11 protein-coding genes are annotated in these 12,535 nt (G+C 68.1%); 3 read left to right on the top strand and 8 right to left on the bottom strand.

All coding sequences use genetic code 11. From position 1 onward, the window contains the following. Positions 1–4: 4 nt before the first annotated feature. From VPA02S_RS14975 to VPA02S_RS14955, 5 genes are read right to left on the bottom strand one after another with little or no spacing between them, the layout of a single operon-like run. Positions 5–1,285, bottom strand: coding sequence for an L-fuconate dehydratase (locus tag VPA02S_RS14975; protein ID WP_062364516.1), 1,281 nt, complete (start codon positions 1,283–1,285; stop codon positions 5–7). A gap of 21 nt (positions 1,286–1,306) precedes the next feature. Beyond that, positions 1,307–2,254, bottom strand: coding sequence for an ABC transporter substrate-binding protein (locus tag VPA02S_RS14970; RefSeq protein WP_062364515.1), 948 nt, complete (start codon positions 2,252–2,254; stop codon positions 1,307–1,309). A 29-nt stretch (positions 2,255–2,283) separates the two neighbouring features. Continuing rightward, entirely contained in the window at positions 2,284–3,318 is a 1,035-nt protein-coding gene (locus VPA02S_RS14965) for an ABC transporter permease (protein ID WP_062364513.1), read from the bottom strand. A gap of 17 nt (positions 3,319–3,335) precedes the next feature. Next, positions 3,336–4,862 carry a sugar ABC transporter ATP-binding protein gene (locus VPA02S_RS14960; RefSeq protein WP_062364511.1) on the bottom strand — a complete coding sequence of 509 codons (1,527 nt, stop codon included), beginning with the start codon at positions 4,860–4,862 and terminating at the stop codon, positions 3,336–3,338. A gap of 6 nt (positions 4,863–4,868) precedes the next feature. Next, on the bottom strand, positions 4,869–5,744 hold the full coding sequence (locus VPA02S_RS14955; protein ID WP_062364509.1) for an amidohydrolase family protein: 876 nt from the start codon (positions 5,742–5,744) through the stop codon (positions 4,869–4,871). A 174-nt stretch (positions 5,745–5,918) separates the two neighbouring features. Here VPA02S_RS14955 and VPA02S_RS14950 point away from each other — a divergent pair, with 174 nt between their 5' ends. After that, entirely contained in the window at positions 5,919–6,638 is a 720-nt protein-coding gene (locus tag VPA02S_RS14950) for a FadR/GntR family transcriptional regulator (RefSeq protein WP_018904163.1), read from the top strand. 18 nt (positions 6,639–6,656) lie between these two features. On the opposite strand, the gene VPA02S_RS14945 is transcribed toward VPA02S_RS14950, so the two are convergent. Next, on the bottom strand, positions 6,657–7,970 hold the full coding sequence (locus VPA02S_RS14945; RefSeq protein ID WP_062364507.1) for an FAD-dependent oxidoreductase: 1,314 nt from the start codon (positions 7,968–7,970) through the stop codon (positions 6,657–6,659). Next, a complete protein-coding gene (locus VPA02S_RS14940; RefSeq protein WP_062364505.1) occupies positions 7,970–8,968 on the bottom strand; it encodes a Bug family tripartite tricarboxylate transporter substrate binding protein in 999 nt (332 codons plus the stop codon). The genes VPA02S_RS14945 and VPA02S_RS14940 overlap by 1 nt, the downstream gene beginning before the upstream one ends. A 109-nt stretch (positions 8,969–9,077) precedes the next feature. On the opposite strand from VPA02S_RS14940, the gene VPA02S_RS14935 reads away from it, so the two are divergent. Together VPA02S_RS14935 and VPA02S_RS14930 are read left to right on the top strand one after the other, a co-directional pair. After that, entirely contained in the window at positions 9,078–9,971 is an 894-nt protein-coding gene (locus tag VPA02S_RS14935) for a LysR family transcriptional regulator (protein WP_062364503.1), read from the top strand. 22 nt (positions 9,972–9,993) lie between these two features. Then, positions 9,994–10,368: a hypothetical protein gene (locus VPA02S_RS14930; RefSeq protein ID WP_244883517.1), complete on the top strand. Its 375-nt coding sequence runs from the start codon at positions 9,994–9,996 to the stop codon at positions 10,366–10,368. A 108-nt stretch (positions 10,369–10,476) separates the two neighbouring features. Here the strand turns inward: VPA02S_RS14930 and VPA02S_RS31925 are convergent. Then, on the bottom strand, positions 10,477–12,535 hold a 2,059-nt coding region (locus tag VPA02S_RS31925), incomplete at its 5' end, for a hypothetical protein (protein ID WP_062364500.1).

The raw sequence follows: 12,535 nt of genomic DNA, 5'->3' as shown, positions 1-12,535 counted from the left end.
CCAACTATCCGCGGAAGCGGTAGCGCTCGAGCGAGTCGGTCTTCATCGTGATCGAGAAGCCCGCGGCCGTGGGCGGCATGTAGGCCGCGCCGCGGATCACGCAGGGCTCGGCGAAGTGTTCATGCAAGTGATCCACATATTCGATCACGCGCCCTTCGCGCGTTCCCGAGATGCACAGGTAATCGATCATCGACAGGTGCTGCACGTACTCGCACAGCCCCACGCCGCCGGCGTGCGGACACACGGGCAGCTGGTACTTCGCGGCCATCAGCATCACCGCGAGTATCTCGTTCACGCCGCCGAGGCGGCATGCATCGATCTGCACCACGTCGATCGCGCCGCGCATGATGAACTGCTTGAACATGATGCGGTTCTGGCACATCTCGCCCGTGGCCACCTTCACCGCCGGCGCAATGCCCTCGCGGATCTTGCGATGGCCCTCGACGTCGTCGGGGCTCGTCGGCTCCTCGATGAACCGGGGCTTGGCAAAGGCCAGCTGCCGCACCCATTCGATGGCCTGGCCGACCTCCCAGACCTGGTTGGCGTCGATCATCAGGTGGCGGTCGGGACCGAGCACCTCGCGCGCCACCGTCAGCCGGCGGATGTCGTCCGCAAGGTCGCGCCCCACCTTGAGCTTGAGGTGGTTGAAGCCCGCATCCACCGCCTCCTGCGCGAGCCGCCGCAGCTTCTCGTCGGAGTAGCCGAGCCAGCCGGCCGACGTGGTGTAGCAGGGGTAGCCCTCGGCCTTCAGCGTGGCGATGCGTTCGGCCTTGCCGGTGGCCGCATCGCGCAGCAACACAAGCGCTTCCTCGGGCGTGATGCAGTCGGTGATGTAGCGAAAGTCGATGCAGCGCACCAGCGCCTCGGGGCTCATGTCCGCCACCAGCTGCCACACCGGCTTGCCTTCGGACTTGGCCCACAGGTCCCACATCGCATTGACCACCGCGCCGGTCGCGAGGTGGATGGCACCCTTGTCGGGTCCGATCCAGCGCAGCTGGCTGTCGGAGGTGACGTGGCGCCAGAAGCGGCCCATGTCCTCGGCCACCCACTGCAGGTCGAGCCCGACCACCAGGTGGCGCATCGCCTCGATGGCCGCGCAGCAGATCTCGTTGCCGCGGCCGATGGTGAAGGTCAGGCCGTGGCCTTCGAGCCCCGGCTGGTCGGTCTCCAGCACGACGTAGGCCGCCGAATAGTCCGGGTCGGGGTTCATCGCGTCGGAGCCGTCGAGCTGCTGCGAAGTGGGAAAGCGCACGTCCAGCACGCGCATGGATCGGACGATGGTCATGAACGGGCCTTCTGCAAAAAATCAGTCGTACAGGACCGATGCGATCTTCGGGTCGGCGATGTTGGTCTTGTCGTACCAGAAGAAGCCCGAATCGACCACCTTGGGCAGCTTCTCGCCCTTGATCGCCTTCACCGCCATCTCCACCGTCTTGTAGCCCATGCCCACCGGGTTCTGCGTGATGGCGCCGGCCATGCTGCCGTCCATGATCGCGTTCTTCTGCTGCTTGCCGGAGTCGTAGCCGATGATCACGACCTTGCCGCTGCGCTTCATCTCCTTCACGCCGTTGACCACGCCGATGGCCGAGCCCTCGTTGGCGCCGAAGATGCCCTTCAGGTTGGGCGAGGCCTGCAGGATCGACTTGGTGATTTCGGTCGACTTCAGCTGGTCGCCGCCGCCGTACTGCACGCTCACGATCTTGATGTTCGGGTAGGCCGACTTGATGCGGTTGACGAAGCCGTCGCGCCGGTCCACGCCGGTGCGACTGGTCTGGTCGTGCACCACCAGCGCCACCTCGCCGGACTTGCCGATCATCTCGGCCATCTTGTCGGCCGCCAGCGCGGCGGCGGCCTTGTTGTCGGTGGTGGTGGTGGTCACGGGAATGTCGCTGTCCACGCCCGAGTCGAACGCCACCACCGGAATCTTGGCGGCCTGCGCCTTCTTCAGCAGCGGAATGGCGGCCTGGCTGTCGAGCGCCGCAAAGCCGATGGCCTGCGGCTTCTTGGCGAGCGCGGCGGCGAGCATGTCGATCTGCTTGTCCACCATCGCCTCGGTCTCGGGGCCTTCGAAGGTGACCTTCACCTTCAGGTCCTTGGCGGCCTGCTCGGCGCCGGACTTCACGGCCTGCCAGAACTGGTGCTGGAAGCCCTTGGACACGAGCGGAATGTAGATCTCCTGCTGCGCCTGGGCGAAGGCCGGCAGGCCGACGAGGGCCGCGGCCAGCGCGGCGGTGGCTCTTCTTCTCTGGATCATGCGAAGTCTCCTTGGGTTGTGGAAAAGGCTCAGTGCGCGCTGCTGCTGCGGCGGCGCAGGATGTCCGCGTACACGGCCAGGATGATGATCACGCCCGTGACCACCGTCTGCCATTCCTGCGCGACCGAGAGAATGCGCAGGCCGTTGGTCAGCACGCTCATGATGAAGGCGCCGATGATCGTGCCCACGATGGTGCCGGTGCCGCCGCTGAGCGAGGTGCCGCCGATGACCACCGCCGCGATCGCATCGAGTTCGTACCCCTGCCCCAGCGCCGGCTGCGCGGAGTTCAGGCGCGAGGCGATCAGGAGGCCCGCAATGCCGCAGATGCCGCCGCTCACCGTGTAGACCACGATCTTCCAGAAATCGGTGTTCACGCCCGACAGGCGCACGGCCTCCTCGTTGCTGCCGAGCGCGAAGGTGTAGCGCCCGAGGATGGTCTTGTTGAGCACGATGCTCGCGGCCACCGCCACCAGGAAGAGGATCAGCACCGCGTTGGGAATCGGCAGCGATGGAATGAAGTAGCCGATCAGCGAATCCTGCGAGATGGCCGGGAAGTCCGGCGTGTCGTTGAAGTAGATCGGCTTGGTGCCCGAGATCACGAGCGACAGGCCCTTGAGCAGCATCATCATGCCCAGCGTGGCGATGAAGGGCGGGATCTTGAGCTTGGCGATCAGCACGCCCGAGACAAACCCCGCCAGCGCACCGAAGAAGATCGCCGCCGTGATGCCCAGCGCGAGCGGCATGCCCATGTAGGTGAGCACCACGCCGGCCATGACCGCGCAGAAGGTCATCAGCGTGCCCACCGAAAGATCGATGCCCGCGGTGATGATGACGAAGGTGCAGGCAATGGCCAGCACGCCGTTCACCGCGGTCGACTGCAGGATGCTCACGAGGTTGTCGGTCTGCAGGAACTGCGGCGACGCAAAGCTGAAGAACACCAGCAGCGCGATCAGGCTGGCAAAGGCCAGGAGCTTTTGCCGCGTGGCGGGACGAAAGAGCCGCGCCTTCAGCGAGAAGCCCCGTGCGGCGGCGGCGGCGGTGGTGGCGGCGGTGGGGGTTGTCAAGGCGTTGTCTCCAGTCGTCAGGCGGTGGCCTCAGCAGCAGCGGCAGCGGTTTCACGCCGGGTGGCGAGCTGCATGATCTTTTCCTGCGAGGCCTCGCGCCCCGCGAGTTCGCCGGTGATGCGGCCTTCGCACATCACCAGCACTCGGTGGCTCACGCGCAGTATCTCGGGCAGCTCCGAGGAGATGATCACGATGGCCTTGCCCTCCGCCGCCAGCTGGTTGAGCAGGCGGTAGATCTCGGCCTTGGCGCCCACGTCGATGCCGCGCGTGGGCTCGTCGAAGAAGAGCACGCCGCAGTCGCGCAGCAGCCACTTGGCGATCACGATCTTCTGCTGGTTGCCGCCCGAGAGCAGCCGCACCTGCTGGCGCACCGAGGGCGTCTTGATGCTGAGCTGCTTCACGTAGCGCTCACCCGCGGCCTCGATGGCGGCCTGGTCGATGAAGACGCCCATCGACAGGAACTTCTTCATGCTCGGCAGCGCGATGTTGGTTTCCACGTCCATGCCGGTGGCCAGGCCGAAGTGCTTGCGGTCTTCGGAGAGATAGCCGATGCCGTGCCGCACGGCATCTTCGGGCGACTTGATCGACACCTTCCTGCCGTGCACCAAGACCTCGCCCGCATCGATGGGGTCGGCGCCGAACACCGCGCGCGCGAGCTCGGTGCGGCCCGCGCCCATGAGCCCCGCAAAGCCCAGGATCTCGCCCTTGCGCAGCACGAAGCTGGCGTTGCGCACCACCGCGCCGCGCGTGATGCCGCGCGCCTCGAGCACGACCTCGTTGCCCGAGGTGTCGGGGAAGTCGTTCTCCACCTCGGTGAGCTGGCGGCCCACCATCATCGCGATCAGCGAGTCCATCGGCGTGCCGGCCATCGGCACGGTGGCGATGTACTGGCCGTCGCGCATCACGGTCACGCGGTCGGCGATGCGCTTGAGTTCGTCCATCTTGTGCGAGATGTAGACAATGGCCACGCCCTGCGACCGGAGCTGGCCGATGATGCGGAACAGGTCGGCCACCTCCTCGTTGTTGAGCGCGGCGGTGGGCTCGTCCATGATGAGCACGCGCGAGTCGAACGAGAGCGCCTTGGCGATCTCCACCATCTGCTGCCTGGCGACCGTGAGTTCGCCGACCGGCGTGTGCGGGTCGAGCCGCAGGTTCATGCGCGCGAAGATGCGCTCGGCCTGGGTGCGCATCGCGTCTTCGTCGATGAAGAGGCCGAAGCGCCCGCGCGGCTCGCGGCCGATGAAGATGTTCTGCGCGGCGCTCAGGTGGTTCATCAGGTTGAGTTCCTGATGGATGATCCCGATGCCCAGTGCCTGCGCCGCGCGCGGGCTCGCGATGTCCACGGGCTGGCCGTCGATCAGCACTTCGCCGGAATCCTTGCTGTAGACGCCGGCCAGCACCTTCATGAGGGTGGACTTGCCCGCGCCGTTCTCGCCCATGAGCGCATGCACCTCGCCGGGCAGCAGGTCGAACTGCGCCTTGTCGAGCGCGCGCACGCCGGCAAAGGACTTGCAGAGGTCGCGGATGGTGACGATGGGTGCCATGCGTGTTCAGTCCGCCGAGAGGCCATAGAAGCGCTGCGCGGTGCCGCGCCAGATGTGCGACTGCTCGGCGTCCGAGAGGCGGCCGATGCAGGCTTCGCTGACGGCGATCCAGCCCGCGTAGTCGCCGGCCACGGTGAGCACCGGCCAGTCGCTGCCCCACATGAGGCGCGCGGGGCCGAAGCTCTCGAGCAGCGGCTCCCACACCGGGCGCACGGCGCGCACCGCCACATCGACATCGTGGTGCGCCGCCTGCGGCGCCTCGCCCCAGAGCCCGGAGAACTTGCAGCACACCTGCGGCAGCGCGGCGAGCGCGGCCATGTCCTTGCGCCAGGCCGCGAAGGCTTCGCTGCCGTGCGCGCCCACGGGCGGCTTGGCGGCGTGGTCGATCACCACGGGCAATTGCGGCCAGTCTTCCAGGAAGCGCCGCAGCGAAGGCAGGTGCCGCGGCTTCACCAGCGCATCGAAGCGCAGGCCCAGGCGGATGAGGGCCTCGATGGCATCGGCACGCGGCATGCGCGCGATCCAGTCGTCGTCGGGCAGGTCTTGCAGCATCGGCCGCACGCCCTTGAACTTGGGGTGCTGCGCCATGCGCTCGAGCGAGGCCACGGCATCGGGGCTGCCCAGGTCGACCCAGCCGACCACGCCGCCCACCACCTCGTGCGCACTGGCCAGTTCGAGCATGAAGCCGGTCTCGGCCTGCGAATCGGCTGCCTGCACCAGCACGGTCCGCTCGACGCCATGCGCCCGCAGCAGGGGCGCGAGATGCTCGGGAAGGAAGTCGCGCACCAGCGGCGCAAGGGCGGGCACATCGGCGCGCAGCCATGTGTAGTCGCCGCGCGCGGGCCGCCAGAAATGCTGATGCGAGTCGATGCGCTGTCTCATGCTCCGTCTCTTTTGGCCTTACCAATTTGGCGAGACCACTTTGCCATAGCGCCAAAAATGGCCCCACCGGAACAAACCCTTTGCGGGTTTTCCCGTGAAATACCGCTCATTAGTAGTAATCACTACATCGAGGGTGGCAAACTGGCATGACCAGATCGACGGCCTACCCTTCTCATGCTTCCCCCCGCCACCACCAAACCCGCCGACACCCGCCGGCTCTACCAGCAGGTTGCCGACCAGATCCGGGCTGTCATCCGCGACGGCAACCTGCCCGTCGGCGCGCGCCTGCCACCGGAGCGGGAGTTGGCCCTGCAGCTGGGTGTGTCGCGGCCTTCGCTGCGCGAAGCGCTGATTGCCCTGGAGATCGACGGCCGCATCGAGATACGGATGGGGTCGGGCGTGTATGTCTGCGCGTCGCCCGACACGCCGGAGCGCGCCACGCCGGCGGTGGGCGAGAGCCCGTCCGAAATGATCCAGGCGCGCGCGATGCTCGAAGGCTCGGTCGTCACGCTGGCCTCCGCCCGCGTGAACCCGCAGCACCTTGAGCGCGTGAAGGCCTCGCTGGAAAGCATGCGCGAGGACGGCCTGAACGGCCGCGCGCAGATCGAGAACGACCGGCGCTTCCACATCGCCATCGCCGAGATGACCGGCAACTCGGTGCTCGTGCGGCTGGTGGGGGAACTCTTCGATGGCCGGCACAGCCCGATCTCCTCGCGCATGAGCGAGCGCGCAGAGAATTCGCATGCGTGGAAGGCGGCCTTTGCCGAGCACGAGGCGATCTACCGCGCGCTCGAAGCGCGGGACCCGCAGGCCGCGGTGGCAGCCATGCTGCATCACCTGAGCGCCTCGCATGCGCGGTGGACGGAGGAATCGGCGCTGCCTGCGGCGGGCTGACAGACAGCTCTCCTCCGCTCAACCCAGCTTGGCCCCGTCCCGAAGCAGCCGCTCGCGCAGCGCCGGCATCGACACCGCGCGAACGCGCCCGGCCTGCTGCGGCTGCGCGGCCATTGCAGCCGCCACGCCGGCCGCCTGGCCGACGGCCATCGAGATGGTCATGACGCGGATCGCGGCATGCGCGCTGTGCGTCGCCGAGACGCCGCGACCGACCGCCAGCGCGTTGTCGAAACCGACCGGAATCAGGCTGCGGTAAGGAATCTGGTAGGCGTGGTCGCCATCGAGCCCTTCATAGCGCAGCTCTCCGCCGGCCGCCGGATGGATGTCGATCGGATATGCGCCGGCGGCAATCGCATCGGGGAACTGCTCCGGGCGCAGCAGTTCCTCGCTGGTCAGCACATGGTCGCCGAGGATGCGGCGCGTCTCGCGAACGCCGACTTGCGTGCCGAATGCGCGCAGCTGGCCTGCTTCGCAACCCGGCACGCATCGCCGCAGGTACTGGGCCGCCTTCCAGGCCTGGCGTCGGCCTTCGATCTCGGCGGCGCCCAGGGCCATGGCGTCCGTGGCGTCGATGCCGAGGCGGCCGATGTTGAACCAGGCGTCCGTGCTGAACGGATCGCGGCTCGCGTGCAATGCGGCGCGCGCCAGCTGCCCCTCGTCGTAGCCGCGCCGCGCCAGGGCTGCGATCTCGGTCTTCGAAAGGGCTTCGAAACGCGCGAAGTCGATCGGCCCGAAGCGGAACATCATCGTGGCCGGCTGCAACGCCTCGCCATCATCGAGTTCGAGGAAAGCAGCGCCCGCGCGCTTCAGCGCATCGATGTCCCCGGACGCGTCGATCAGCACCTGCGCGCGCAATTCGACCACGCCGCTCTTGGTCAGCACGTGCACGGCATCGATGTGCCGACCGGTCACCCGGACGTCGAGCACGCTGGCATGCAGCAGCGGGCGCACGCCGGCTTCCTGGACCATGTCGTCCAGCACCAGCTTGAGTACCTCGGGCGCGTATTCGACGCGGTCCATCCTGTGGCCCGTCGACATCACGAAGCTCGCGTGCCCGCCGGCGCCGCCGTACCTTTCGAGCCGCATGGCGACCTCGTCGGCCAGGCCCCCGATCACCCGGCGGCCGTTGGCCGTCTGCCAGCTGTTGAACTGCGCCACGGCACCGGCCGTGGCGTTGCCGCCGAGAAAGCCGTAGCGTTCGACCAGCACCACCGAAGCACCGGCGCGTGCGGCCGCAACCGCCGCCATCGCACCGGCCACGCCCCCGCCGCAGACAACCACATCCGCGTCGATCGCCGCTGCAATGCGATAGCCGTACCTCTTGTCTTCCATCACGAATCCGCCTTGATGCCGCGCGCCTTGATCACCTGTTTCCAGCGCGCGCCCTCGGCTTTGAGGTATTGCGCCGTGGCTTCTCGGCCGCTCGCGACGGGCTCGACGCTCAACGAAGCGAAGCGAGTCTTCACGGTATCGGTCGCCAGGGCCTGCGCCAGCAGCGTTTCCAGGCGGGCGAGGTCTTCCCTTGGAATCGTGCCCTTCGGCGCGACCAGCGCGGCCCAGCCCTGTACTTCGAGGCTGGGCTGCCCGAGCGACCGCAGCGTCGGCACGCCCGGCAGCGCGGCCACGGGCGCGGGCGAGGACACGGCCAGTGCACGCAGGCGGACCGAACGGATGTGCGCGATCACGCTGGGCAGGTTCAGGAACCCGAAGGACACCAGCCCGCCGATCAGGTCGGGCACCAGCGCGCTCTCGCCCTTGTAGGGAACGCTGGTGATCGTTGCTTGCGTCTGGATCGCGAACAGCTCGGCCGTCAGGTGCGCCAGCGTGCCGTTGCCGCTGTTGCCGGCGGTGAGCGTGCCGGGCCGTGCCTTGGCCTCGGCGACCAGATCGGCAAAGCTGGCGATCTTCGAGGACGCGGGCACGACCAGGACCAGCGGCTGCGCCGACACCATGCCGACTGCGTCGAAGTCGCGCGCCACGTCGTAGCCGACCGACGTATTCAGCACCGGATTGATCACCATGCTGTTGCTGCCCATGAGCAGCGTGTGGCCGTCCCTGCTCTGCGCGGCGGCCATCACGCCAATGGCGCTGCCGGCGCCCGGCCGGTTCTCCACGATGACGCTCTGGCCCAGTGGAGGCGCCAGCACTTCGGCCAGCACGCGCGCCGAGCTGTCGGCACCGCCGCCCGGTGCGAACGGCACGATGATGCGCACTGTCCTGCTCGGCCAGGCCTGGGCGGCCAGGCCGCGGCCCGCATGCGCGGCGGCAAGGGCAAGCGCGACGGTGGAAAGCACCGCGCGCCGGTTCATTGTCGGAAGGTGTTCGGTCATTCGCCTGTCTCTCGTCTTGGGGCTCTGCGATCGATCATAGGAAGCGGCGCCTTCGCCAGCCAATACCAAGATCTGGCGTTCCCATAACATCGTGTTATCCGGAGGCCAGATGAATCTGAGACAGATCGAGGTATTTCGCGCCGTGATGCTGGCTGGCTCGGTCACGGACGCCGCGCGCCTGCTCCACGTGTCGCAGCCGGGCATCAGCCGCATGCTGGCGCACATCGAATTGCAGCTGGGCCTGCGCCTGTTCGAGCGCAAGAAGGGCCGGCTGCTGCCAACCCCGGAAGCGCAGGCCCTCTACGAAGAAGTGTCCGAAGTGTATGGCGGCATCCGGCGGGTGACGGAACGCGCCGAGGAGCTCAAGTCGGGCGCGCGGCTGTCGTTGCGCGTGCTGGCCAGCCCGAGCACCGCACTGGTCGCCGTGCCGCGCGCCGTGGCGGCACTGGCCAGCGAGTATCCGGCGGCCAGGATCTACCTGGAGACACTGCCCACCCGCGAAATGCTCGGCCGCCTGATCCGCCGCGAAGCAGACCTCGCGATCTCGACCATCGCCACCGACAACGCACTGCTGGCGTCGAAGCCGATCGGACAGTGGCGCCTTGTCTGCGTGTTCCCCAGGGGCCATGCGCTGTCGTCGAAGCGCTTGCTGCGCCCCCGCGACGTGCTGAACGAGCGCCTGATCTCGTTCAGCCGGGACACGCCGCAGGGCCGCGTCATTGCCGACTGGTGCGCCAGCAGCCAGGTGGAGCCGGCGTCATCGGTCGAGGTGCGTTCCGGCCAGATGGCCTGCGCGCTCGCCGCCTGCGGCGCGGGCATTGCGATCGTGGACGACCTGACGGCGCGCGCCTGTCGCAGCGACGAGCTGGACTTCCGGCCGATCGTCGGCAGTCCGACGCTCGGCATCTTCGCGCTCGCGCACGAGGGCTTCGCGCCGTCGGTGCTCGGCAAGCGGATGATCGAACTGGCGGCGGCCTCGCTGAAGCAGGCGGGACGCGGCTGAACACCGCGTCAGAATGCAGCGCATGAACAGCCAGAGCGACATGCAGGACACCGCCGAATACGTTCCTTTCGAGGAATTCCGCCAAGGCCTGCCGCAAGGGCGTTTTCGCGTGATCGTCAATCCCGCGCTGGCAGCGGCGTTCGTGTCTCACAGGACCTACGCCATGCCGCTGGCGATTGCCCTCATCGGTCCGGGGATCGCCCTGGCGCTGGCCGGCCTTCCATGGGCAGGCGGGCCGCTGGTGGCGGCCGGCATTCTGCTCCGATGGTCTGTCAAGAGCCACGCGCCGCGCATCCTGCTGCACCTGGCCACGCGCGTGCCATCGGTCTACGAGCAGGCCACTGTGCATGGCGTGATGGAAGTGCGCCGCGCCGATCCGGCCGCAGCATTGCGCTGAGCCGGAACTGCGCGGGCTTGTCGGGGGCGGGCCGCTAAGGCCCATCCCTTCTTTTCAGAAGCATCCACCACCGTCCCTCTCGACGAAGGACGGTGGCCGGACCATCGATCAGCCCAGCACGCTGTCCAGGATGCCGGCCACCGGCGTTCCGCCGCCGCCAAGCCCTTGATCGACCTGGCTGGTGATCGGCGTGGTGGTCCCACCCAGGAGGTCACCGCCGAGCAGGTTGCCGACGAGGCCGTTTTCACCTAGCACACCGTCCAGCAGGTCGCCGCCGAGCAGATCACCGCCCGGGAGATCGCCGCCGAGCACATTGCCGACCAGGCCGTCTTCGCCCAGCACACCGTTGAGCAAGTCGCCGCCGAGCACGTCGCCACTCAGGAGGTCGCCACCGAGCACATTGCCGACCAGGCCGTCTTCGCCGAGGACGCCATCGAGCAGATCGCCGCCGAGCAGATCACCGCCCAGAAGGTCGCCGCCGAGCACGTTGCCGACCAAGCCGTCCTCGCCCAGCACGCCATCGAGCAGATCGCCGCCGAGCAGATCACCGCCCAGAAGGTCGCCACCGAGCACATTGCCGACCAGGCCGTCTTCACCCAGCACGCCGTCCAGCAAATCACCGCCGAGCAAGTCGCCACCCAAGAGATCGCCGCCAATCAGGTTGCCGACGAGGCCGTCTTCGCCCAGCACGCCACCCAGCAGATCACCGCCGAGAAGATCACCACCCAAGAGATCGCCGCCAAGCAGGTTGCCAACAAGGCCGTCCTCACCGAGCACGCCACCCAGCAGATCACCGCCGAGAAGATCGCCACCCAGAAGGTCGCCGCCAAGCAGGTTGCCGACCAGGCCGTCCTCACCAAGCACGCCACCCAGCAGGTCACCGCCGAGCAGGTCGCCACCCAGGAGATCGCCACCGAGCACGTTGCCCAGCACGCCGTCCCCGGACAGCAAGCCGCCGACCACGCCGTCTTCGCCCAGCAGGCCGCCCAGCAAGCCATCGTCGCCCAGCAAGCCGTCGGTCAGGCCGCCGAGCAGGCCGTCCTCGCCGGCCAGCAGGCCACCGAGCGGGCTGTCTCCGATCAGGCCGCCGGCGACGCCGTCCACGCCGAGCAGGTTGTCCACCACGCCGTCCTGGCCGAGCAGGCTGCCGGTCAGGCCTTCGCTGCCCAGCACGCCGGCCAGCGTACCGTCTCCGCCCAGCAGGCCACCGACCAGGCTGTCGCCGCCCAGCAGGCCGCCGAGTGCGCCGTCGCCGCCGAGCAGGCCGCCCAGCAGACCCTCTTGGCCCAGCGGTCCGCCGAGCAGGCCGCCCAGTACGCCGTCTTCACCCAGGAGGCCGCCGACGACGCCTTCGTCGCTCAGCACGTTGCCCAGCAGGCCGCCGACGGCGCTGTCTTCACCCAGCAGGTTGCCGACCAGGCCGTCTTCGGCGAGCAGGCCCCCTACCAGGCCTTCTTCCTGGACCAGGCCGCTCAGCAGGCTGTTCTCGCCCAGCACGCCTTCGACCACGTTCTCGACGACGCCGCCGTCCCCCACGAGGTCTTCCACGACACCATCGAGACCGAGGGCCGTGGTCGCGCCGCTCAGGATGCCGGTTTCGCCCACGAGGTTGTCCAGGCCGTTCTGAAGCGCATCGGTGACGTGGTCGACCTGGCCGACCAGCGCATCGGTGGCGCCTTCGCCCAGCAGGGGATCGATGATGGGCGCTGCCACGCCGTCCACGCTGTCGACCACGGTCTCGGTGAAATCGTCCACCGGATCGAACTGGTTCGGATCGTCCCGCGTGAACTCCTCGCCCAGGATCGGAGACACGATGTCATCGACCAGGTCGGTCGCGCCGTCGATGACGCCCGGCACCGGGGTGAGTGAACCACCCAGGCCCAGGTTGTCGTCGGTCGAGCCGATCAAGCCGCCGGTGAGGTCGTCGCCCGGATCGAGGAGGTGATCGCCGTCTGCGTCTGCGTCTGCGTCGGCGTCGGCATCGGCATCGGCATCGGCATCGGCATCGGCATCGGCATCGGCATCCGCATCGGCATCGGCATCCGCATCCGCATCGGCATCGGCATCGGCATCGGCATCGGCATCGGCATCGGCATCGGCGTCGGCGTCGGCATCGGCATCGGCATCGGCATCGGCGTCGGCGTCGGCATCGGCATCGGCATCGGCA

It is taken from the genome of Variovorax paradoxus NBRC 15149 (assembly GCF_001591365.1).
Taxonomy (GTDB): Bacteria; Pseudomonadota; Gammaproteobacteria; order Burkholderiales; family Burkholderiaceae_C; genus Variovorax; species Variovorax paradoxus.
Note: the sequence above shows the minus strand (reverse complement) of the source record. Positions and strands in the feature narration are given on the sequence as shown.